The sequence below is a fragment of the Halopseudomonas salina genome (genome assembly GCF_014637955.1).
Classification (GTDB): domain Bacteria; phylum Pseudomonadota; class Gammaproteobacteria; order Pseudomonadales; family Pseudomonadaceae; genus Halopseudomonas; species Halopseudomonas salina.
This window is the reverse complement of sequence record NZ_BMFF01000003.1, coordinates 357,017-377,927: the sequence shown is the minus strand read 5'-3', so window position 1 is coordinate 377,927 and position 20,911 is coordinate 357,017. Positions and strand designations below refer to the sequence as shown.

At 57.5% G+C, this 20,911-nt stretch carries 22 protein-coding genes; 6 read left to right on the top strand and 16 right to left on the bottom strand.

Translation table 11 applies throughout. The features are described from left to right. Window positions 1-67: 67 nt before the first annotated feature. On the top strand, window positions 68-721 hold the full coding sequence (locus tag IEV54_RS09125; RefSeq protein ID WP_150278401.1) for a hypothetical protein: 654 nt from the start codon (window positions 68-70) through the stop codon (window positions 719-721). Between the two features lie 6 nt (window positions 722-727). Here IEV54_RS09125 and IEV54_RS09120 read toward each other — a convergent pair whose 3' ends face one another. From IEV54_RS09120 to IEV54_RS09100, 5 genes are all read right to left on the bottom strand, one after another. Then, window positions 728-1,429, bottom strand: a complete 702-nt coding sequence (locus tag IEV54_RS09120; protein ID WP_150278402.1) for an ABC transporter ATP-binding protein — start codon at window positions 1,427-1,429, stop codon at window positions 728-730. A 12-nt stretch (window positions 1,430-1,441) separates the two neighbouring features. Next, window positions 1,442-2,206, bottom strand: coding sequence for a high-affinity branched-chain amino acid ABC transporter ATP-binding protein LivG (gene livG / locus IEV54_RS09115; RefSeq protein WP_150278521.1), 765 nt, complete (start codon window positions 2,204-2,206; stop codon window positions 1,442-1,444). Between the two features lie 5 nt (window positions 2,207-2,211). Continuing rightward, the gene (locus IEV54_RS09110; protein ID WP_150278403.1) at window positions 2,212-3,471 is read right to left on the bottom strand and encodes a high-affinity branched-chain amino acid ABC transporter permease LivM; all 1,260 of its coding nucleotides are present in this window, start codon (window positions 3,469-3,471) and stop codon (window positions 2,212-2,214) included. After that, window positions 3,468-4,394 (bottom strand): high-affinity branched-chain amino acid ABC transporter permease LivH, encoded by a 927-nt coding sequence (livH, locus tag IEV54_RS09105; RefSeq protein WP_150278404.1) that lies wholly within the window; start codon window positions 4,392-4,394, stop codon window positions 3,468-3,470. Before livH ends, IEV54_RS09110 begins: the two co-directional genes overlap by 4 nt. 110 nt (window positions 4,395-4,504) lie before the next feature. Beyond that, a complete protein-coding gene (locus tag IEV54_RS09100) occupies window positions 4,505-5,626 on the bottom strand; it encodes a branched-chain amino acid ABC transporter substrate-binding protein (RefSeq protein ID WP_223825504.1) in 1,122 nt (373 codons plus the stop codon). A 307-nt stretch (window positions 5,627-5,933) separates the two neighbouring features. Here IEV54_RS09100 and IEV54_RS09095 point away from each other — a divergent pair, with 307 nt between their 5' ends. Beyond that, window positions 5,934-6,242, top strand: a complete 309-nt coding sequence (locus IEV54_RS09095; protein ID WP_150278406.1) for a DUF2288 domain-containing protein — start codon at window positions 5,934-5,936, stop codon at window positions 6,240-6,242. A 14-nt stretch (window positions 6,243-6,256) separates the two neighbouring features. Here IEV54_RS09095 and phnE read toward each other — a convergent pair whose 3' ends face one another. The 4 genes from phnE to IEV54_RS09075 are packed head-to-tail and all read right to left on the bottom strand — an operon-like array spanning window position 6,257 to window position 9,542. Beyond that, window positions 6,257-7,021 carry a phosphonate ABC transporter, permease protein PhnE gene (gene phnE, locus IEV54_RS09090; protein ID WP_150278407.1) on the bottom strand — a complete coding sequence of 255 codons (765 nt, stop codon included), beginning with the start codon at window positions 7,019-7,021 and terminating at the stop codon, window positions 6,257-6,259. Then, a complete protein-coding gene (locus tag IEV54_RS09085; protein WP_150278408.1) occupies window positions 7,018-7,857 on the bottom strand; it encodes a PhnE/PtxC family ABC transporter permease in 840 nt (279 codons plus the stop codon). Before IEV54_RS09085 ends, phnE begins: the two co-directional genes overlap by 4 nt. Beyond that, window positions 7,848-8,672, bottom strand: a complete 825-nt coding sequence (locus tag IEV54_RS09080) for a phosphonate ABC transporter ATP-binding protein (protein WP_150278409.1) — start codon at window positions 8,670-8,672, stop codon at window positions 7,848-7,850. Before IEV54_RS09080 ends, IEV54_RS09085 begins: the two co-directional genes overlap by 10 nt. A gap of 3 nt (window positions 8,673-8,675) precedes the next feature. After that, on the bottom strand, window positions 8,676-9,542 hold the full coding sequence (locus IEV54_RS09075; RefSeq protein WP_150278522.1) for a putative selenate ABC transporter substrate-binding protein: 867 nt from the start codon (window positions 9,540-9,542) through the stop codon (window positions 8,676-8,678). Window positions 9,543-9,707: 165 nt separating this feature from the next. Between IEV54_RS09075 and IEV54_RS09070 the strand changes: the two genes are divergently transcribed. Beyond that, the gene (locus IEV54_RS09070) at window positions 9,708-10,520 is read left to right on the top strand and encodes a hydroxypyruvate isomerase family protein (RefSeq protein WP_150278410.1); all 813 of its coding nucleotides are present in this window, start codon (window positions 9,708-9,710) and stop codon (window positions 10,518-10,520) included. Here the strand turns inward: IEV54_RS09070 and IEV54_RS09065 are convergent. Further along, entirely contained in the window at window positions 10,495-10,953 is a 459-nt protein-coding gene (locus tag IEV54_RS09065; RefSeq protein WP_150278411.1) for a PA0061/PA0062 family lipoprotein, read from the bottom strand. The genes IEV54_RS09070 and IEV54_RS09065 overlap by 26 nt on opposite strands. Further along, complete coding sequence (locus IEV54_RS09060; protein ID WP_150278412.1) at window positions 10,950-12,176, bottom strand: substrate-binding periplasmic protein; 1,227 nt, start codon at window positions 12,174-12,176, stop codon at window positions 10,950-10,952. The genes IEV54_RS09065 and IEV54_RS09060 overlap by 4 nt, the downstream gene beginning before the upstream one ends. Window positions 12,177-12,391: 215 nt before the next feature. Here IEV54_RS09060 and IEV54_RS09055 point away from each other — a divergent pair, with 215 nt between their 5' ends. Together IEV54_RS09055 and IEV54_RS09050 are read left to right on the top strand one after the other, a co-directional pair. Then, entirely contained in the window at window positions 12,392-13,246 is an 855-nt protein-coding gene (locus IEV54_RS09055) for an SDR family NAD(P)-dependent oxidoreductase (protein ID WP_188434396.1), read from the top strand. A 379-nt stretch (window positions 13,247-13,625) separates the two neighbouring features. Beyond that, the gene (locus tag IEV54_RS09050; RefSeq protein ID WP_150278414.1) at window positions 13,626-15,374 is read left to right on the top strand and encodes a putative bifunctional diguanylate cyclase/phosphodiesterase; all 1,749 of its coding nucleotides are present in this window, start codon (window positions 13,626-13,628) and stop codon (window positions 15,372-15,374) included. 413 nt (window positions 15,375-15,787) lie between these two features. Here IEV54_RS09050 and IEV54_RS09045 read toward each other — a convergent pair whose 3' ends face one another. Then, on the bottom strand, window positions 15,788-16,657 hold the full coding sequence (locus tag IEV54_RS09045; protein ID WP_150278415.1) for an alpha/beta fold hydrolase: 870 nt from the start codon (window positions 16,655-16,657) through the stop codon (window positions 15,788-15,790). Window positions 16,658-16,821: 164 nt separating this feature from the next. Here IEV54_RS09045 and IEV54_RS09040 point away from each other — a divergent pair, with 164 nt between their 5' ends. Continuing rightward, window positions 16,822-17,136 carry an HP1242/YdcH family protein gene (locus tag IEV54_RS09040; protein WP_223825492.1) on the top strand — a complete coding sequence of 105 codons (315 nt, stop codon included), beginning with the start codon at window positions 16,822-16,824 and terminating at the stop codon, window positions 17,134-17,136. A gap of 299 nt (window positions 17,137-17,435) precedes the next feature. On the opposite strand, the gene rfbD is transcribed toward IEV54_RS09040, so the two are convergent. From rfbD to rfbB, 4 genes are read right to left on the bottom strand one after another with little or no spacing between them, the layout of a single operon-like run. Then, the gene (gene rfbD, locus IEV54_RS09035; RefSeq protein ID WP_150278416.1) at window positions 17,436-18,317 is read right to left on the bottom strand and encodes a dTDP-4-dehydrorhamnose reductase; all 882 of its coding nucleotides are present in this window, start codon (window positions 18,315-18,317) and stop codon (window positions 17,436-17,438) included. Next, complete coding sequence (gene rfbC / locus IEV54_RS09030) at window positions 18,314-18,856, bottom strand: dTDP-4-dehydrorhamnose 3,5-epimerase (RefSeq protein ID WP_150278417.1); 543 nt, start codon at window positions 18,854-18,856, stop codon at window positions 18,314-18,316. The genes rfbD and rfbC overlap by 4 nt, the downstream gene beginning before the upstream one ends. Beyond that, window positions 18,843-19,730 (bottom strand): glucose-1-phosphate thymidylyltransferase RfbA, encoded by an 888-nt coding sequence (gene rfbA, locus IEV54_RS09025; RefSeq protein WP_150278418.1) that lies wholly within the window; start codon window positions 19,728-19,730, stop codon window positions 18,843-18,845. The genes rfbC and rfbA overlap by 14 nt, the downstream gene beginning before the upstream one ends. A 5-nt stretch (window positions 19,731-19,735) precedes the next feature. Next, window positions 19,736-20,836: a dTDP-glucose 4,6-dehydratase gene (rfbB, locus tag IEV54_RS09020; protein WP_150278419.1), complete on the bottom strand. Its 1,101-nt coding sequence runs from the start codon at window positions 20,834-20,836 to the stop codon at window positions 19,736-19,738. Window positions 20,837-20,911 lie beyond the last annotated feature (75 nt).

Genomic DNA, 20,911 nt, shown 5'->3' with positions numbered 1-20,911 from the left:
CAGTTGATCTTTTTGTGACCAGTTACCTTTAAGTATTTCTGTATATTATTGATTTCGAGGACCGCAAATGCCCGTTTCCCGTTGTTCGATGCCCGCAATGAGCACCACGCTCGCGCTCGTTACCCTATCCGGCTGCGCCTGGTTGCCGCAATCCGATGGGGAAGGGTCCTCGCGAACCAGTGGGCTGATGCACCTGACAGAGGAGGGGGCACGGCTTGAAACCTGTTCCGGCTCTGCCCATCAGGTGCGGATAGACGGTGAGTTGAGAGCTCTTTTTGAGCGCGTGGCGGAGCCAGCCCAGAACGTGCTCTTTGTCGAACTCCGCGGACAACTTGTTGACGGCAACAGCATCAGCCCCGGCGCTGTTGTGCGCCTGGGTGCTACTGGTGATGGTTGTGCAGACGAGGTTGCTGCGGCCAGCCAGTGGGTTGCGGAAGGCGAGCGGCCCGAATGGATGGTACGCATTGCCGGCTCCGGCCTGCAGCTGACTACCCTCGGTGACGAATGGCAACCGATCATCACCGAAAAACTACCCGACGGCGTGCGGAGTTTCCGCACTCTTGAGGGCGAGCCAGTTGAGCTCTGGGTATACCCGAAACCCTGCTTCTCCCGTCTCAACGGATATTACTATCAATCCAGTACACGGCTGCTGACAGCGGGTGAGAGCTTCGCTGGCTGTGCCTACCCGGGCCTCCTGACAGGCCCGCCATCCGCTGACTAACCCAGCCTAGCCGCCGAGATAGGCGCTGCGCACCTGCGGGTCGCTGAGCAAGGCTTCCCCGGTGTCCTGGGTCACGATGCGACCGTGCTCCATCACGTAGCCGCGATCAGCCAGCTTCAATGCCTGGTTGGCGTTCTGCTCGACCAGAAAGATGGTCACGCCCTGTTCGCGCAGTTGTTCGATAATCTCGAATATCTGCTGGATAATGATGGGAGCCAGGCCCAGGGAAGGTTCATCGAGTAGCAACAACTTCGGTTTGCTCATCAAGGCTCTGCCGATTGCGAGCATCTGCTGTTCGCCACCCGACATAGTGCCGGCCCGTTGCTGGAACCGCTCCTTCAGCCGTGGAAACAGGGTCAGGGTGGTATCCATCTGCTCCTGGAACGCGTCCCTATGGGTAAAGAACCCGCCCATGCTTAGATTTTCTTCCACGGTCAGGCGCGAAAACACCCGCCGACCCTCGGGTACTATGGCGATGTCCTTGCGCATGATCTCGGCAGTGGTAAGCCCCGTCAGCTCTTCACCGGCATAGCGGATACTGCCGGTGGTAGCGGCCGGATCGCCGCACAGCGTCATCAGCAGGGTAGTCTTGCCAGCCCCGTTGGCGCCGATCAGGGTAACAATCTCGCCGCGCTCCACCTCCAGACTCACATCATGCAGTGCCTGAATCTTGCCGTAGTGGGTTGATACGTTCTTCATGTACAGCATGCAGATTAACCCTCAGGTTTCGCCAAGATAGGCCTTGATGACGTCAGGATTCAGCCGGACTTCTTCCGGTGTGCCCTGGGCCAGCGGACAGCCCTGGTTGATCACCACGATATGATCGGAAATATCCATAACCAGCTTCATGTCATGCTCGATGAGCAAGACCGTGAGGTCGTGGTTATCGCGCAACTCGGCGATCAGCTCCTTGAGATCCTCTGTTTCCCGCGGGTTGAGGCCGGCAGCTGGCTCATCGAGCATCAGCAGGCTGGGCTGAGTGACCATGCAGCGGGCAATTTCCAGACGACGTTGCTGGCCGTAAGCCAGGGTATTGGCGGTGCGGTTGGCGAATTCGTGCAGATTTACTCGGTCGAGCCAGTAAGCCGCGCGGTCCAGGGCTTCCTTTTCGCTGCGACGGTAACCCGGGGTCTTGAACAGACCCGCCAGCATGCTGGTATTCATGTTCTGATGTTGTGCGACCATCAGGTTCTCGACGACGGTCATTTCCTTGAACAGGCGCACATGCTGGAAGGTCCTGATCATGCCTTTGCGGGCAACCTTGAAGCCCGGCAGACCCTGAATCTCTTCGCCGCGAAACACGATCTTGCCATCGCTAGGCTTGTAGAATCCGGTCAGGCAGTTGAATACCGTAGTCTTGCCCGCGCCATTGGGCCCGATCATCGAGACGATCTGTTTTTCGTGTACCTGCAGGCCTACACCGTTGACGGCCAGCAAACCGCCAAAACGCATGGTCAGGCCCGATACGTCGAGCAGGGGAGTCATCGCAGTCATGTTCTGAGCTCCATATGCGGACGCTTCATCGGTAATAGACCCTGGGGCCGCCAGATCATCATCAGCACCATCATCAGACCGAACAGCAGCATGCGGTATTCATTAAACTCGCGCGCCAGCTCCGGCAGGATAGTCATGATGATCGCCGCCAGAATAACACCCACCTGTGAGCCCATGCCGCCCAGCACGACGATCGCCAGAATGATCGCCGACTCGATAAAGGTGAAGGACTCGGGGCTGATAAAGCCCTGCCGCGCAGCAAAGAAACAGCCTGCGAAACCAGCGAAGGTGGCGCCGATGGTGAAGGCGTTGAGTTTGATTGCAGTGGGGTTGATGCCCAGCGAACGGCAGGCTATTTCGTCCTCGCGCAAAGCTTCCCAGGCGCGACCGATGGGCATGCGCAGCAGGCGATTGATTACATAAAGAGTGATCAGCACCAATGCCAGGGCCAGCAGGTACAGGAAAATGACTCGATGGCTGGAATCGTAGTCCAGGCCAAAGAACTCGTGAAAGGTCTGCATGCCCTCACTGGCACGGCGGCTGAATTCCAGGCCGAACAGGGTAGGCTTGGGGATGCTGCCGATACCGTTCGGGCCATTGGTCAACCAGGTCATGTTGTTAAGCAGGATTCGGATGATTTCCCCGAAGCCCAGCGTCACGATCGCCAGATAGTCGCCGCGCAGCCGCAGAACGGGAAAGCCCAGCAGGAAGCCGAAAAGCGCAGCCATGGCGCCGGCGACCAGCAGGCCGGTCCAGAATCCCAGGCCGAAATACATCGCCAGCAGCGCGTAGGTGTAGGCGCCTACTGCATAAAAGCCGACATAACCGAGATCCAGCAAGCCCGCCAGACCGACCACGATATTCAGGCCCAGGCCAAGCATGATGTAGATCAGCACCAGCGTCGCCAGATCCACACCGCCACGGTTGGCCATGAACGGGAAAACCACTGCCCCGGCAATCAGAAAACACCAGAACAGACGCTGCAATGCCGGTTTGTCACGCAGATCGGCAAGCTTGGGTGGCGTTTTTGGCACGCTGGGAATCGCGCGCCACAGACCATTTATCTGGTCGCGGAACAGGTTGAAGAAGAACAGGAATGCGGCCGCTGCGGCAATCTTCCACAGTACGTCTTCACCTGCGCCGGTGACCGTCAGCCCGGCTCCGCTTTGCTCCAGGCGCACGCCCATCAGCAGTGCGGTGAGCACTATCACTACCACGGCGGAAATGCAGGCCGCCTTGAAATTGAGAGACCTCATACTTTCTCTACCTCCGGGCGACCGAGAATGCCGCTGGGGCGGAAAAGCAGAATGAGAATCAGCAGACTGAAGGCCACCACATCCTTGTACTCGCTACTGAAATAGCCTGCGGTGATGGCCTCGGTGATACCCAGCAGCAAACCACCCAGCACCGCTCCAGGTATGCTGCCAATGCCACCCAGTACCGCGGCGGTAAAAGCCTTGAGGCCGGCCATGAAACCGATATAGGGGTTGATCACGCCGTAGTACATGCCAAGCAGAACGCCGGCAACAGCTGCCAGTGCGGCACCAATGATGAAGGTCAGCGCAATGATGCCGTTGGTATTGATACCCAACAGATTGGTCATTTTCAGGTCTTCAGCACAGGCCCGGCAGGCGCGGCCCATGCGCGAGCGGGTAATGAAGAAGGTCAGGCCGGTCATGGTGATCAGTGTGACGGCAAAGATGATCATCTGCATGTAAGAGAGAGTTGCTGCAAAGCCGTCTTCCGGGCCGATGGTGATGCCACCGGTGATCATGCTGGGCATGGCGATATCCCGTGAGCCTTGCGCCAGGCGTACCAGATTCTGCAGGAAGATCGACATACCGATAGCAGAGATCAGCGGAATCAGTCGGTTACCACCGCGCAAGGGGCGGTAAGCAACACGTTCGATACTGTAGCCGTAGGCACTGGTTACTATCATGCTGACGATGAACGCACCGATAATCATCAGCGGTACATATTCGATGCCGAATAAAGCGAGGGCGGCAATGGTTATGAATGCAATGTAGCTGCCGATCATGTAGACCTCGCCGTGGGCGAAGTTGATCATGCCGATGATGCCGTACACCATCGTATAGCCGATCGCGATCAGCGCGTAGGTACTGCCGACCGTAAGGCCGTTCAGTATCTGTTGCAGGAAATAATAGAGTGACTCGGGCATGGTCACGACACCTGGAATAGCAGGATGAGCAATGCGGGTCAGGACAGACGGGCATCAAAAAAACGGGCCCCGGGGCGAATGTAGCTTTGCCCCGGGGCCCGAACCTGGTGTTACTCGGTCAGAGCAGACTTGGTTGCGTCAGCGTGCCATTTGTAGACAACGAAGTTGAAGTCCTGCAGGTCACCCTTTTCGTTAAAGCTCAAGGTGCCGGTAGGTGTATCGAACTCGTTGCTGCGCAGGGCCTTGGCTACTTCGAAGGTATCATTTTCGCCGGCCAGCTTGATGCCGTCAGCAATGATCTGCACCGCTGCGTAAGCCGGGAATACGAAAGGACCTGATGGATCTTCGTTTTTTGCCTTGAATGCAGCAACCAGTTCGGCGTTACGCGGATCCTGATCGAATGCCTTGGGCAGGGTAACCAGCAGGCCTTCTGACGCCTCACCGGCGATCGCGGAGATGTCGGGGTTACCCACACCTTCAGGGCCCATGAAGGTCACATCCAGACCCTGTTCGGAAGACTGACGCAGGATCAGGCCCAGTTCGGGATGGTAGCCACCGTAATAGACAAAATCGACGCCTTCCTGACGCAGCTTGGCGATCAGTGCAGAGAAGTCCTTGTCACCGGCAGTGATGCCTTCAAATACCGGTACCGCTACACCACCCTCGACCAGCACGTCGCGCACGGCTGTGGCGATGCCTTCACCATACTGCTGCTTGTCGTGAATAACAGCGACTTTCTTCGGCTTGACCTGCTCGACAATATAGTTGCCAGCAGTTGGGCCCTGCAGGCTATCCAGACCGATGGTGCGGAACACCAGCTCGTAGCCACGCTCGGTGATTTCCGGGCTGGTGGAGGCGGCGGTAACCATCAGAATGCCTTCGTCTTCGTAGATATCAGAGGCGGGCTGCGTAGAGCTTGAGCACAGGTGGCCTACTACGTACTGGATCTCTTCGTTGACAATGCGGTTGGCCACGGCTACAGCCTGCTTCGGATCGCAGGCGTCGTCGAATACGACACCTTCGAGCTGGCTACCGTTCACGCCACCGGCCTTGTTGATCTGTTCGATGGCCATCTTGGCACCAATGAACTGCATGTCGCCGTACTGGGCAACGGGGCCAGTGACGGGGCCGGCGAGGGCGATCTTGATGTTGTCTGCTGCGAGCGCAAAGTTGCTGGCACCGGCAACTGCGGCGGCGGCAATAAACAGGGAGATTGCTTTTTTCTGAGCCATTTTCATTTTATTTTCTCGCTTGATGTTCGTTAGATCGAAGAGTTGGCGGTGTCGGCAGGTGCCATATCCTGTCCCTCTCCCGGAACTGTACCGGCGCAGTTTAGCAATGTGCGTGTGCGCAGGGAATCAGCGGTTGGTAATTTCCGGGTCATTTATGGGCCAATGTCCTCTTGCTGCAACATTATGTCTGAAAGTCGACACGCCCTTGTCACAATAGGCTTTTTTCCCGGACTTGCCGACCAATTGTTGCAAGTGCAGGCAGGATGGTTACCATGCGCTGAATCAATATTGATGAGGATGCATCGCCATGACAGGCCCCGATGAGACCTACGCCGCAATTCTGGGCGCGACTTCGCAGATCGAGTGGCAGGCGCTGGAGCGGCACTTTGCTGCAGGCAACCTGCTTTCGGTAAGCCGCGAGCTGGACCTGGTGGAAGTGGCTGGCGCCTTTACCCGTGACGACACAGGGCAGGTTCGTCGCTGGATGGAAGACAAGCAGCTGGGCCCCGCCTCGGATGAGGAGGCGGCGGACTGGAGCCGGCGCAACCCCGACACTTTGTGGGCGGTGGTCATTCGCCCCTGGGTGCTGGTGCAGGAGCGCGCCGCAACACATTGATGCGGCCAGCTCTTTCAGGCCAGGCGCCGTCTCAACCAGGCGCTCAGACCATCCACCGCCAGGACCAGTAGCAGCATGGCCAGAATCACGCTCAGCGCCCTTGATTGCTGAAACAGGCTGAGCGTGACATAGAGCATCTGGCCGAGCCCGCCCGCTCCCACAAAACCCAGCACCGCGGCCATGCGAATATTGTTTTCCCAGCGATACAGGCTGTACGACAGCCATTGCGGCAACACGTTGGGCAGGGTGCCGTAGAAAAAAGCTGCAGTGGCCCCGGCGCCGCTGTCCTGCAATGCTCTTGCTGGCTGCCGGGGGCTGTTTTCCAGAGCCTCGGCAAACAGCCTGCCGAGCACGCCGGTGGTATGCAGGGCAATAGCCAGCGTGCCGGCAAAGGGTCCGAGACCCGCGGCCAGTACCATCAATGCAGCCCATACCAGCTCCGGTACCGATCTCAGTGCGTTGAGCAGCAAGCGCGCCAGCCCGCGGGCTATTTCCCCCAATCGGCCTGCGGCGAGCAGACTGATAATGGCCCCGGCAATAACGGCGAGCAGCGTGCCGACGGCGGATATTGCCAGGGTTTCCAGCAGCCCCCAACCGATCTTGCGCAGCCAGGGCGCAGAGGTATCGGGTGGGAAAAACGACTGTGCGTAGGTTGCCATCTGCGCGGGCCCGTCGCCCCGCGTCAGGGCGCCCAGATCCATGCTCAGGTACAGGAACGACGCGATAATCGCTGTCAGGATCGAGCCAATCAGAATAAGTGTCTGCCAGGGCCGGTTCATGCCAGCCTCCGGCGCAGTACGGAGCTGAGCTGATCGGCCAGCAACACCAGAAGCAGAAAGCTCGCCAGGATGGTAACCACTTCGCCGCCGGCAAACATGCGAATCGATAGATCAATCATCTGCCCCAATCCGCCAGCCCCGACAAAACCCATGATGACCGAGGCGCGAATGGCGCATTCCCAACGATACAGGGTGTAGGAAGTCAGCTCCTGTGCGGCGCCCGGCAGAATGCCGTAAAAGAACGCGGCGAGTCGCGAGCTGCCACTCTGCAGCAGGGCGCGTGCGGGGGCCTGATCCACAGATTCGTAGATCTCGGCGTATACCTTGCCGAGCATGCCACTGTAGGTGATGGCGATGGCCAGTACCCCGGCAGTGGGGCCAAGCCCGACAGCGCGCACAAAGAGTAACGCCCAGACAATCTCCGGAATACTGCGCAGCAGTATCATCACCAGCCTCACCGGATAGCGCGCCACGGATGACCAGCGCGCCGGCTGGCCTGTCAGCAACGATGAGACCGACAAGGATCGGGTGGCCAGCAGACTCATGGGTACGGCCAGTAACAAAGCCAAAGTCAGGCCTGCGGTGGCCATCGCCAGGGTTTCCAGGGTGGCGGTTGCCAGCAGGGCAAGAAAGCGGGGGGATAGATCAGGTGGCCAGAAACCTGCCAGAAATCGTCCCATGACTGATGCGTTATCAGGGTCGATCAGAGTGGCCGGGTTGAACTCGGTCAATACCAGTCCCGGCCAGAGAATAATCAGCGCCGCGACGGTCATAAGCAGGCGGGGAAGTGCTGCCGGATCACGCCATCGGTTGCGCGGCGGTAATCCTACAGGCATCGCGGAGCGACCCCTGCCACAGGCCCGAAAGTCTGGGGAACCGGATGGTTTGCTTGCGCTTGCACCGGGCCCAGTTCGTCGTTGGCATACAGGGACTCGAGCAATGCGTCGGTTACCTGCCCGGCGGGGCAGTCAAAATGAACCCGCCCCGCGCGCAGCCCGATTACCCTGGGGAAGTGCTTCAGCGCCAGATCCACGGCGTGCAGGCTGGCCACCAGGGTTACCTGGCGCTCAGCGGCAAGCCGGTTAAGCAGAGCGACAGTGTGATCTGCCAGCAAAGGGTCCATGGCCGCAACGGGCTCGTCAGCCAATACCAGTTCCGCACGCTGATACAACACACGGGCAATGCCGACCCGTTGCAGTTGGCCGCCGGAAAGTTGATCGCAGCGGCTGAACAGCTTGTCGGTCAGGTCCATGGGCGTGAGGACCTGCTCGACCCCGTCGATATCCAGCGGATAGCACAGCGACATCAGCGCCCGGGGCAGGGACCATTGCCCCAGCCGCCCGGCCTGCACCGCTGTTACCACACGCTGGCGGGGTGGCAGCGGCGGGCTCTGATGAATCAGGCCGATACGGCTGCGCAGCTTTTTCAAGGCAGCGGAACCCAGTTGCGCGGGTGTCTGCCCCAGCAGCATCAGTCGCCCGTTACTGGGCATCAAGCCGGTGGCAAGCAGACGCAAAAGGGTGGTCTTGCCAGCACCTGAGGAGCCTATGACGGCGACCCGCTCACCGGCCTCGATGCGCAGGTCGATACCCTGCAGTGCTGGCAACCCGCCGGCGTGGGTCAGGCCCACACCCTCGAGTACGACGCCCACGGCTTACTGCAGCAGGCCGGCAGCGCGTGCGGCCTGCTCGATGCCTGCGTAGTTTTCCGGGCTGGTCTCGATGAAGCGACTGGCGCGCTGCAGATCAAGGATTTCCTTGTGCTCGGGGTTTTCGGGATCCAGCTTGAGAAACGCCTGGCGGATGTTCTCGACCAGTTCCGGATCCAGGTCGCCGCGCACCGTCCAGTTGTAGTCGAAATAGGTAGGCGTGCGTTGATAGACGCGTACCTTGTCGGTATCGACCTTGCCTTCGGCAACCAGCTTGTCCCATACCGAAGCATTCAATACACCGGCATCCACACGGCCCGATTCGACCCAGGCGGCGGTGGCATCATGGGCACCGGAGAAGGCGATGCGGCTGAAGAAGCTGTCTGCATCAATGCCGTCCTGCTGCATGAAGTAGCGTGGCATCAGATGACCTGAGGTTGAGGAGACAGAGCCGAATGCAAAGCTTTTGCCTTCCAGGTCCTTGTGCTCTTTCACATCAGGGTTGGCGGTAATAAAGGTGCTGGTAAATACGGCGTCCTGTTCACGCTGCACCACGGGAATCGCGTCACCACTGCGCAGGTGCGCCTGCACAAAGGTAAAACCGCCGAGCCAGGCCAGATCAAGGCGACCGGCGCCCAGAGCTTCAACCACCCCGGCGTAATCCGATACCGGCTGGAAGCTTACGGGCATGCCCAGTTCCTGCTCCAGGTACTTGCCCAAGGGCTCGAACTTGCGCAGCAATTCAGTGGGCGCTTCATCGGGAATGGCAGATACACGCAGGGTGGTGGTTTCTGCAGCGGCAGGTAGTGCAGCAAACAGGGAGGCAACAGACAGGCACAAGCCAGCCATGACGGCCAGCGGACGTTTTGAGATCGACATGTATTTCTCCGGTTCAATAGCGGAAGACTCCCAACCAGGTGTCGAGTCCGGCCGGGGCGTGGCGCGATTGTAGCATGGGCATCTGCCAGCGGCTGCCTTTGGTCCGCAGGCTTGTTGCGCTTATCATCGCTGCATTGATCATCAAGAGGTGTTCACGTCATGTCCTGGCCACTGTCTGCCAATCTGTCCATGCTTTTTAACCACTTACCCCTGATCGAGCGCACCGGGGCAGCAGCGCGCAATGGTTTTGATGGTGTGGAAATCCAGTTTCCTTATGCGGTACCGGCGCAGCAGCTCAGCGAGGCAATGCAGCAGGCCCGGATGCCTCTGGTGCTGTTCAATCTGCCCGCAGGTGATCTGCTTGAGGGCGGGGCAGGGTTGGCCGGGGTGCCGGGTCGGGAAGAGCTGTTTCAGGCGGCGCTGGAGCAGGCGCTGGCCTACGCAGCGATTGCGCGGCCACAACGGGTCAACGTGCTGCCGGGCCGTTTGCTTGCAGGCACCACCCGCGACAGCTCCCTGGAAACCCTGGCGAGGAATCTGGCCACTACGGCAGAGGCTTTTGCCGGGTTGGATGTAAAGGTGGTATGCGAGGCGATCAACCGGATCGATATGCCCGATTTTCTGCTGGCCACTGGCGAGGAGCTGGCGCAGATGATCGACTGTGTCGGTCACCCGAATCTGTCGGCGCAGTTGGACTTTTACCATATGCAGCGCATGGGTGAGTCATTGCCCGCGGTTATAGGGCGGCTGAAGGGCAAGATCGGGCATGTGCAGTTCGCCGACACGCCGGAACGGGGCGCACCGGGGACCGGGGATCTGGACTTTGCAGCCGCTTTTGCAGCTCTGGCGGCCAGCGACTATGCAGGCTGGATAGGCGCCGAGTACCACTCGGCTCAGGATTCAGATGATCTTGCCTGGCTGCCACTGTGGCGTCAGACAGGCTTTATCAGGCAGCCGGGCCGCAACGTATGACTTGTGCCTCTGCCAGTTTTTCGCCGTTGGCAGAGCGCAGCGACCCCGACGCTCGAAACCCCATGGGTTGTGCCTGAAAAATGTAATCCTGGCCCCCGTCAAAGCCCGCATAGCGCACGCCGAGAATGCAACGCTCCCATCGAGACTCCCCGAGTGAGCCCGCGCCGCCAGCGGAGCCGGGAATTTCGAAATAATAACGTACCCGAAGGTCGTGGTTACCAGGCGCCAGATCATCAAAATGCAGACCACTAACCAACTGGCCATCCAGCCTGTAAGCTTCGATGCGATCTTGGGGCCGGGTTTCCAGCGTTACCCGCGCAAGCTTCTCGCTTAACGGGCCCTTGGGTTGCGGCGCAGCGCAGCCCACAAGCAGAACCCCGGCCGCCAGCATAAGACTGCAAGCGGTCGTGATGCGTTGGCTGGTGCGCATCATAACTTGCCTCCAAGATCCGATTTCAAAAGGGCACGCTCAATATTCAGACCGATAATCAATGTGCCTATTACTTCCTTGGTGTCAGGGTCACGGATCTGCTCACTTATATGCACCTGATAGGCCTGGCTCGACTGGTCATATTGCAGCGTACCGATATAGGCCTCGTTGTTGATAGCAAAAAACGCCTCGGAAAACTTGGCCTCATCGCCCTGCCAGTAATCGGTGGTCCGCTCGCTGGCGGCCACCAGCAAACCCAGTCGGTCCGTGGCCATTATTTCGGTTATCAGACCGTTGCTCTCTGCCTGCTGAGTCTTGAGCCATGCCGAGAAGGGTCGCGCCAGCAGCCCATCGGCTATGGGGGCGGAGCCGGTTTTGGTCTCTTTAACCCATTGCCTGTCCAGTGCCAGAATCTCCCTGGTGTGAAGCTGCACATGCTCCCTATTTTGCTGGCGCACAGCGTCAATCAGGACCCGATTGTCTGCCCAACTCTGGTAAAGGTCGCGATGCAATTGGGCAATCTGTTTTTTCTCCGCAGCATGCAGCGCGGGCGTCTCTGCCAGGCAGTAGTAAACCTGCCGGTTAAAGCGTTGCAGCAAATCAGGTTCGCGTGCCAGCAAGCGATTGGAGAAGTAGACACCGAGCGTGGCGTATTTGTAAAACTGCTCGAAACCAGGCCGCAGTTGGACGGGTTGCTGGGTAAGAACAGTACGCAGGGTGCTCTGATCGGCCAGAAATCGATCAATCCGACCGCGATCCAGTAATTGCAATAATTGCTCGGTGGTGCCAACCACCTGGTCTACCTCGGTGCCCTTTTCCAGCAACCAGGCCAGTTGATTGCTGCCTCTAATAGCTCCGGTTCGCGGGCGGGCGGTTGGTTTTACAGCGCTATCTGTATTGCTATACCAGAACCATTTTTCCAACGCCAGCGGCGCGGACAGCGTGGCATAGGGCTCAGCCCGGGGCATCTGGGTTGCAGAGAAAAAGCCATCTGCCCGGTTCTGCTCCACCTCATAGATGGCCCGCTCCCAGGGCAGAATCTTTATCTCGTACGCTTGCTGCATGGACTCGAAAACACATTCCAGTGTGCGCACTGATGAGCCTTCCAGGCCCTCGGGCGTACGAATCTGATAGGGCGGGGACACATCGGTATTGAGGATGATGGGCGCGGCCTCCGTGGTCAGCGCAACCAGCGACAGTGCCAATAGAGATATCGAGCGGGCCATGCTCACAGTGCATTCCTTTTATTGTTTGAAACAGATGACTGACTATAGCCTAAGAGGAAGTTCGTGCGACTTCCGGCGTCCGACCAGCACGGGCTGATAAACGCTGATCAACCTGGATGATAGATCTGGTCTGGGTAGGGCAATGCGGGCATGCTATTCATCAAATCAATAATCTGGCTGCGGGTACGGCTTGCGGCCCCACAAGGAGAGAGCACATGCAAAACCTGAAAGGTAAAGTAGCGGTCATTACCGGTGGTGGTAGTGGTCTGGGCCGCGAATTCGCGCTGCGTTGTGCCGCACGGGGTATGAAACTGGTACTGGGGGATGTCGACGAAGCCGGCATGCAAGAAACCCTGAATCAGGTCAATGAGTTGGACTCCAGTATTGAATCCGTAACCATGCGCTTGGACGTCTCCAAGCTAGAGCAGGTTCAGACTTTTGCTGATCTGGCAAAAAGCCGGTTTGGTGGCGCACATCTATTGTTCAATAACGCCGGTGTCAGCGTCGGCGGGCCCGTATGGATGAATACCCAGGCGGACTGGGAATGGGTGGTTGGCGTCAATATGTACGGAGTAGCTTGGGGTCTCAAGGCCTTTATCCCGATGATGATCGAGCAGGGCGAAGGCCATGTCGTCAACGTCGCCTCCGCCGCTGGTTGGGTAAACGGCCCGAGCATGGCGGTTTATAACGCGACCAAGCATTCTGTCGTGGCGATCTCCGAGACGCTGGCGCTGGATTTGCATGACGTGGGCGCTAATAACGTTGGTGTGACCGTTCTGTGCCCGGCTTTCTTCCCCACCGGCATTCACGACTCAGCCCGTAACCGCCCTGCGGATATGGCCGACACGCTCGCTCCGAGCGCGATCGATCAGGAACGCGCCGCGGCTCTCAAAGCAGCTGTAGAAAAAGGCCGAGTCAAAGCCCAAGACGTAGCCGAAATGACACTTAAGGCCGTCGAAGACGATCAGTTCTACGTCTTCCCGCATCGCAAGATCAAACAACTGATTGCCATGCGTGCAGCGGCTGCAGACAGGGAAACGACTGTATTTGACTCGATGAATCCGCAGTAATCGCCCTTGGGAGGGTCGAGTTCCACCTCGATCAAATGTGCGCTGAAAGCACCCTGGCCGAGATGGAACTCGGCCGTTCCCGGTAATTTAAATCAAAGTGTTGCACCAGAAACCCGCTCACCCGGCGCTCAATGGGCGTATCCCTCACTACCCAGCTAGCCAAGCTCCCCACAGATCCTCTCACCAGCAACAGGTGCAGGGCGATGAAACTTGAAAATATCGCAAAACGGATCCAGTCTGATTTAATCCATGAGGCGCATTGGATAAATGTGCAGATTTGTTAAGCGTCCCGGTTCGACCTGAAGGCAAAACGCAAAACCTGACCCTGATCTTTTGGCCCCGAGCTCAATCGTCCGGAAGGTTTTCGGAGTTACAGACCATGCCAGATAAACAGGATCCTGCGGCATCGCCCACATCGGCCAGCGCCTCACCAACGGCGGTTGTACAGAGCGAACAAAAGTTCTATGAGCTGATCGAGAGCCTACCCATGGTCGCGGTGCAGGGCTACGACAAAAAACGCCAGGTCATTTATTGGAACGAAGCGAGCAGGCGCCTCTACGGATATACCCGGGAGGAAGCGCACGGCCGGTTGCTGGAAGACTTGATCATTCCTGACCAGATGCGCAAGGGCGTAATAGAAGCCCACCAGGGTTGGTTAGATAACAACGTCAGCATTCCCGCGGCAGAAATCGAACTGCAGCACAAGGAGGGTCACCTCGTCCCGGTTTATTCCAGTCATGTCATGATCAAACAGGATACCGGCGAATGTGAAATGTTCTGTATCGACATTTCCTTGCAGGAGCAGAAAAAGGCCAGGGATGAGCTAATTAGGGTGGCGAGTTTCGACGATTTGACTCAATTGCCGAACCGGCGAATGATGGAATTTGAATTGTCGGAGCGTCTGGCCGAAGCAGACCGCATGAATCGCGCATTGGCAGTGGTGTTTATCGATCTGGATAATTTCAAGCTGATCAACGACACCCTGGGCCACCATTATGGCGATGAGCTACTGAAGGCCGTTGCTGAAGCCCTGAAAACCGAAGTGCGTACCTATGATCTGTTGAGCCGCTTTGGCGGTGATGAGTTTGTTTTGCTGCTGTTTGATCTCGATAGTGCAGAGCGTATTCATGAACTCCTCAAACGGCTGATCGTTAAGCTCGATCAGGGCTTTTTTCTGGATGGAGACTGTTATCAGGTAACCGCCAGTTTCGGCGTCAGCCTGTATCCGGCCGATGGCACTACGGTGGCCGAACTCATGGGCAATGCTGATGCAGCCATGTACCAGGCCAAGGAAAAGGGTAAAAACAGTGTGTGTTTTTATACTTCAGACATCAATGAGCGTCTGATTCGATATCAGGAGGTCACTGCAATCCTGCAGCGCGCCATCGTAACTGATAGTTTGCAGCTCTATTTTCAGCCGCAAGTCGATTTGAGAAATGGGCGCATCGGAGCCTGCGAAGCCTTGCTACGGTGTTTCGACGAGCGATCTCAAGCCATATCCCCGGCCGTTTTTATTCCCGTAGCGGAGAAGTCCGGTCTGATCAATCGTATTGGTGAATGGGTAATCCAGTCGGCCTGCAAACAGCTCAAGGCCTGGCAAGGCACAGCACTCGAGGCGTTGCGGGTGGATATTAATTTATCCGGCAAGCAACTGATCAATCAGCACCTGGCGGATCATATTCTGCAGACGCTCCACGATTACGGCTTGACCCCCGGCCAGCTGGGCGTGGAACTGACGGAAAACGAGGTGTTTGGGGGAGATGAAGCGCAAATAAGGCAGCTGGAGCGGTTGAAACAGGCCGGGGTGCACATTTCGATAGACGATTTTGGTACTGGTCATTCGTCCCTGGTGTATTTGCGAAAGCTGCCGGTCAGCAGCCTCAAGATTGATATGAGCTTTCTGCATCATGCATTGGAAAACGAGAGTGACCTGGCCATCATGCAGGCCATTATTACCGTTGGGCACTCGCTTGGCCTAAATGTAGTAGTGGAGGGCGTGGAAACCCCAGAGCAGGATGAGCTGGTTAAAAACCTGGGCTGTGACCAGGCCCAGGGGTATCTATATGCCAGGCCGATGCCGGCGGATCAGATGCCGGCATTCATGGCTGGTTTCGATTCGGACAACTGAGCATGTTTGGTGATTCAGATTCAGTGGTCGGGACCTCGTTCGCGCCCTGGCCTTTGCACCTACTACCAACAGGAAAGCGTCGAGTTCCAGCTCGATAGCGAAGCAACCTGAATCCACACAGGCCGAGATGGAACTCGGCCACTCCCGCAAGTCGCCAAGCTCCGCCCTGGGAGTGTCGAGTTCCACCTCGACAAAAGGGGAAAAGCTGCACCCAAGGCCTAGATGGAGCTCTGCCACTCCCGGAAGTCGCCAAGCTCCGTCCTGGGAGTGTCGAGTTCCACCTCGACAAAAGGGGAAAAGCTGCGCCCAAGGCCTAGATGAAACTCGGCCACTCCCGGGTGTATCGGCCGTTACCCAGCTTCCGACCCCATCGTCATTCCCGCGAACGCGGTAAACCATTTTGATTTTGAGTGCTACCCAGCCATCGCCAACCGCGGCTGCTGCCCTTCGGCAACACGTCCACGCAACAAGAATCTCTCAACCACCGATTGCACATCCTGCAGCGCGGTCTTGTGTTCCATCTCCAGAAAATGCCCGGTATGCGCGATAGTGGCAAAATCTGACTGCGGTGCCAGCGCCCGGAAATGCCTGGCATCTTCCGGTGAGGTATAGCGGTCCCACTCGCCGTTGATGAACAGCAAAGGCACATCGATATTGCCCACGCAACTCATATACTGCGCCGAGTCCAGCTCGCGCACCTGCCGCACGTGAAACAGCATCTGGGCGTATTCGAACTCTTCCAGGGAGCTTACATGTCTGAAGTTGCAGCGCTTGAACAGTGAGGGAAGGTGCTCGCCAATAGTCCCGTTGATCAGGTCACCGATTGCCTGCCGGTCACACGCGGCCAGGCTGTGTTGTGCACGATCCAGATAGGACTGCATGGCGGGATTGAGCACAGGTGAAAAGGAGCTGATCACCGCACTGCGTATCCGTTCTGGCCGTTGCGCCAGCGCCAGCAGAGTCGCCACACTGCCCCAGGAAAACGCCAGCACATGGTCAGCACGAAACAATTCGATAAGATCCAGCAGAATCAGCGCTTCATCCTGCTTGTCGATCAACGGCATGCCGGGATTGTATTGCCTCGACTGACCCTGATAGGGCTGATCAAACAGCACCACGTTGAACAATGGCTGCAGATAACGCGCTGATTGACTGAACGAAGCGCTGGTCGCCAATGAGCCATTGACCAGAATGATGGTCGCGCTGGTGCGCGGGTTGGGATAGAGCGTTGTGTGGACTTTCAGGTCGCGATGCACGCGAACAACGGATTTTTCGGCATACATGGTTCACCTCATGACATCAGCTGGGTTTTGTCACAGCTAACCTCATGCGGATGTCAGCGGCATTTCAGTTGCCTGCCGCTGATCGACTTTCACCTAACTGTCACGCTGTATCCTTGCTCCAATCACTGCTTCCTTGATCAGGATCAACAGCTGGATGAGTGCAAATGGCTGATAGTGGTGAAGAGTTATCCACCCCAACCACAGAGGCTGTCTGCATGTCATTGGAAAAGCACGATCTGATTCACGAAATGCCCGAAGCAAAAGAAGCGATTCACCAGCTGAAAACCAGTAACAATCACTTCGCAAAGCTGTTTGAGGAATACCATGAGGTTGATCATGCGGTGCATCGATTTGAAACAGGTGCAGAGAACTGCTCTGATGAGCACCTGGAGAATCTCAAGAAGCAGCGTCTCAGCCTCAAGGACCAGTTGGTTGGCATGATTCGCGAGTATGAATCTTCAGAGCTGTCTGGGTCCTGAGTTTCCCCGGGCCAGGCGGTTGTCTGGCTCGACACGCCTGGCCGAGATGGAACTCGACCACTCACAGGATGCCCCTCCCGGCCTGTGCCTTTTCTTTCACGCCACGCTGCAATTGCTCAGGCTGGCGATGGATTTTCCATGAAGTCCGGTACCTGGGAATTGTCGAGTTCCACCTCGACAGCAGCGCCAGCAGAGCTCACCCCGACCGAACCGGGACTCGGATGCTCGCGGGCGCCTCTCATATTCAAAACGTAGGACCCCGGTCAGCACTCCTTCGGCCCGCGCGCTCCTTCCCCAGACTAATCCTGCCTCAGCTCTTCCAATAATTTATCCAGGTCGACTCGCCAGTCGGGCTGACAGATGCCAAAGGTATTTTGAATCAGCGAACAATCCAGTACAGAGAACGCTGGGCGTTGGGCGGGAGTTGGATAGTCCTGCGTTGTGATCGGACGTAAGGCGGGCAGCTTGTCGAGCAGTCCTGACTGAAGGGCTCTGTTGAGGATTTCCTGAGCAAAGTCATGCCAGGTACAGGCTGGCGAACCAGCAAAATGGTAGGTGCCCCACTGAAGATCCCCGGCTTTCTGATAACGCACTGCCAGTTCCCAGAGGCAGTTGGCGATGCTCGCTGCCGACGTCGGACAACCTCTCTGGTCCGCGACAACCCTCAACTCTTCCCGCTCATTACTCAGTTTGAGCATGGTCTTGACGAAGTTCTTGCCGTGTACGCCGAATACCCAGCTGGTTCGCAGGATCAGCGATCTTTGCAGCTGAGCCAGGAGCGCCTGCTCGCCTGCCAGCTTGCTGGCACCGTAGACCCCGGTGGGTCCTGTGGAGTCTGTTTCCCTGTACGCATGATTCAGATCACCTGCGAATACGTAATCCGTCGACAGATGAAAAACAACAGCGCCGACACTCTGTGCGGCCTTGCCCAGATTGGCAGGCCCTATTTGATTAACGCTCCAGGCGCGTTCTGACTCGCTTTCGGCCTGATCCACTGCGGTGTAGGCAGCGGCATTCATGATGATGGCGGGTTTATATTCTGATACTGCTGTTTGCACTGCACTGGCGTCCGTTATACCCAGCTGGGAAGACGTTCGTGCCAGAAGCTCGAAGCCAGTCGGGGTCAGGCGTTCGATTTCATGGCCAACCTGCCCTGAGGCGCCTGTGAGCAGGACCCTCATCTGGCGTGTTTTGCCAGGTCAGCGAGTGACGGCAGCGCCAGATCCTTGGCTGAAAGCAGAGGCTCCGTAATGGGCCACTGAATGTTCAGATCAGGGTCGCTCCACAGCACCCCGCCTTCATCCTCGGGGTAATACAGGTCGGTGCACTTGTATTCGAAATCAGCCACCTCACTCAGTACGCAGAATCCGTGGGCATAACCCGGTGGGATCCACATCTGGCGATGGTTCTCGTCTGATAGCGTAACGCCGACGTACTGACCGAAGCTAGGGGAGGCGGGGTCGATGTCTGCGGCAACATCAAATATCGAGCCTCGGCTGGCACGTACGAGTTTCCCCTGGGGATGTAGGCGTTGGAAATGCAGACCGCGAAGCACGCCTTTTCTGGAACGCGAATGATTGTCCTGCACAAATGCCATATCCATTCCGGCGTCACGATAACGCTCGGCATGAAAGCTCTCCAGGAAGAAACCTCGCTCATCGCCAAATACGGTGGGTTCGATAATGAAAACGCCAGGCAGTGCTGTTTCAATAATCTTCATTGCTCGGCCCCTGGGCGAGGACTTTACTCAGATACTGGCCGTAGCCTGTTTTGCTGAGTGCCTGGGCCTGGGCTTTCAGTTTGTCAGCCGACAACCAGCCCTGATTGAACGCGATTTCCTCAAGACAGGCGACTTTCAAACCCTGGCGCGCTTCAATGGTCTGCACAAACTGGCCGGCATCCATCAGAGACTCATGGGTACCGGTGTCGAGCCAGGCAAATCCCCGTCCCAGCAGACTGACGTTGAGATCTCCTCGTTCCAGATAGGCACTGTTCACGTCGGTGATCTCCAGTTCGCCGCGCGGTGATGGCTTGATGTTTCTGGCGATTTCTATCACGTCGTTGTCGTAAAAATACAGACCGGTCACCGCGTAGTTGGATTTGGGAACGGCTGGCTTTTCTTCGATAGAGATAGCACGGCCTTCAGCGTTGAAATCCACCACGCCGAAGCGTTCCGGGTCGCTCACGTGATAGCCGAACACAGTGGCACCCGAGCTGCGAGCTGCGGCCTCTTTGAGCATCGCGCTGAAGCCGTAACCATAGAAAATATTGTCGCCCAGGATCAGGCACACATTGCTGTCGCCGATAAAATGCTCACCAATCAGAAAGGCCTGGGCCAGGCCGTCTGGTGAAGGTTGCTCGGCATATTCCAGACTGATGCCAAAATCCGATCCATCACCGAGTAACTTGCGAAAGCTGGGCAGGTCCTCCGGCGTCGAGATGACCAGAATCTCCCGAATGCCGGCAAGCATCAGCACCGACAGGGGATAGTAGATCATCGGTTTGTCGTAGATCGGCAGCAGTTGCTTGGATACGCCCCGTGTAATCGGATGAAGGCGGGTGCCCGATCCGCCTGCCAGAATGATGCCTTTCATATTGGTTAATCCTTTTCCACTGTGGCGGTAGCATATTCTGCTGCCCCCAGACGGGCGAGCTGATAGTCACCACTGAGTACGCGCTGCCACCAGGCACGATTGATCAGATACCACTCTACGGTCTTGCGGATCCCGGAATCAAACGTTTCGCGCGGAACCCAGCCGAGCTCGCGCTGGATCTTTGACGCATCTATCGCATAGCGCTGATCGTGCCCTGGGCGGTCCTTCACAAAGGTGATCAGCTCTTTATAGCTTTCCAGGGTCGCGGGTCTCTCATCTGCGGCCAGTTCGTCGAGCAGCGTGCACAGCGTCTCGACCACTTCCAGATTGCGTTTCTCGTTGTGCCCGCCGATGTTGTAAGTTTCTCCCACCCGGCCACGTGTCGCCACCTCCACCAGTGCGCGAGCGTGGTCCTCTACATAGAGCCAGTCCCGAATCTGCCCGCCATCGCCGTACACCGGCAGCGGCTTGCCCTGGATCGCGTTGAGGATCATGTGGGGAATCAGTTTCTCGGGGAAGTGGTAGGGTCCGTAGTTGTTCGAACAGTTGGTGATAACAACAGGTAACCCGTAAGTGCGCTGCCAGGCTCGAACCAGATGGTCTGAGCTCGCCTTGGTCGCCGAGTAGGGTGAGCTGGGCGCATAGGGCGTTTCTTCTGTAAACAGCGCTTCGACGCCATGCAGATCGCCGTACACTTCATCAGTCGAGACGTGGTGGAAGCGGAAGGATGTCTGGCGAGACCTGTCCAGCGTTTGCCAGTAGGCTCGGGCAGCCTCAAGCAGACTGTAGGTGCCGACGATATTTGTCTGGATGAAATCGGATGGGCCATCAATCGACCTGTCTACGTGCGACTCAGCCGCCAGGTGCATCACCACATCTGGTTGGAATGCGGACATGAGCTTCGACATTGCCGCCTGGTCGCATATGTCCAATTGATGGAAGTTGTAGCGGTCACTGCCCGCAAACTCGGCGAGTGAGTCGAGGTTGCCAGCGTAGGTAAGCTTGTCGACGTTGGCGACGACCTGCACAGTGTTCGCCAGAAGGTGGCGGATCACGGCGGAGCCTATGAAGCCGGCGCCGCCGGTGATTAGGAATCTCAAACCCATGCTTGCTCCTCGCATTCGGCACCCATCCGAAGGGGGTTCGCCGATATTGGCGATAGTTTGATACAGGGCTGTGGT

Excerpts from the sequence above, each read along its gene's own strand:
- IEV54_RS09045 (WP_150278415.1), bottom strand. The coding sequence starts at position 16,657 with ATGTATGCCGAAAAATCCGTTGTTCGCGTGCATCGCGACCTGAAAGTC.
- IEV54_RS09055 (WP_188434396.1), top strand. The coding sequence starts at position 12,392 with ATGCAAAACCTGAAAGGTAAAGTAGCGGTCATTACCGGTGGTGGTAGT.
- phnE (WP_150278407.1), bottom strand. The coding sequence starts at position 7,021 with ATGAACCGGCCCTGGCAGACACTTATTCTGATTGGCTCGATCCTGACA.
- IEV54_RS09095 (WP_150278406.1), top strand. The coding sequence starts at position 5,934 with ATGACAGGCCCCGATGAGACCTACGCCGCAATTCTGGGCGCGACTTCG.
- IEV54_RS09065 (WP_150278411.1), bottom strand. The coding sequence starts at position 10,953 with ATGATGCGCACCAGCCAACGCATCACGACCGCTTGCAGTCTTATGCTG.
- IEV54_RS09060 (WP_150278412.1), bottom strand. The coding sequence starts at position 12,176 with ATGGCCCGCTCGATATCTCTATTGGCACTGTCGCTGGTTGCGCTGACC.
- IEV54_RS09120 (WP_150278402.1), bottom strand. The coding sequence starts at position 1,429 with ATGCTGTACATGAAGAACGTATCAACCCACTACGGCAAGATTCAGGCA.
- IEV54_RS09050 (WP_150278414.1), top strand. The coding sequence starts at position 13,626 with ATGCCAGATAAACAGGATCCTGCGGCATCGCCCACATCGGCCAGCGCC.
- rfbA (WP_150278418.1), bottom strand. The coding sequence starts at position 19,730 with ATGAAAGGCATCATTCTGGCAGGCGGATCGGGCACCCGCCTTCATCCG.
- IEV54_RS09070 (WP_150278410.1), top strand. The coding sequence starts at position 9,708 with ATGTCCTGGCCACTGTCTGCCAATCTGTCCATGCTTTTTAACCACTTA.
- rfbC (WP_150278417.1), bottom strand. The coding sequence starts at position 18,856 with ATGAAGATTATTGAAACAGCACTGCCTGGCGTTTTCATTATCGAACCC.
- livG (WP_150278521.1), bottom strand. The coding sequence starts at position 2,206 with ATGACTCCCCTGCTCGACGTATCGGGCCTGACCATGCGTTTTGGCGGT.
- IEV54_RS09125 (WP_150278401.1), top strand. The coding sequence starts at position 68 with ATGCCCGTTTCCCGTTGTTCGATGCCCGCAATGAGCACCACGCTCGCG.
- rfbD (WP_150278416.1), bottom strand. The coding sequence starts at position 18,317 with ATGAGGGTCCTGCTCACAGGCGCCTCAGGGCAGGTTGGCCATGAAATC.
- rfbB (WP_150278419.1), bottom strand. The coding sequence starts at position 20,836 with ATGGGTTTGAGATTCCTAATCACCGGCGGCGCCGGCTTCATAGGCTCC.
- IEV54_RS09040 (WP_223825492.1), top strand. The coding sequence starts at position 16,822 with ATGGCTGATAGTGGTGAAGAGTTATCCACCCCAACCACAGAGGCTGTC.
- IEV54_RS09110 (WP_150278403.1), bottom strand. The coding sequence starts at position 3,471 with ATGAGGTCTCTCAATTTCAAGGCGGCCTGCATTTCCGCCGTGGTAGTG.
- IEV54_RS09100 (WP_223825504.1), bottom strand. The coding sequence starts at position 5,626 with ATGGCTCAGAAAAAAGCAATCTCCCTGTTTATTGCCGCCGCCGCAGTT.
- livH (WP_150278404.1), bottom strand. The coding sequence starts at position 4,394 with ATGCCCGAGTCACTCTATTATTTCCTGCAACAGATACTGAACGGCCTT.
- IEV54_RS09085 (WP_150278408.1), bottom strand. The coding sequence starts at position 7,857 with ATGCCTGTAGGATTACCGCCGCGCAACCGATGGCGTGATCCGGCAGCA.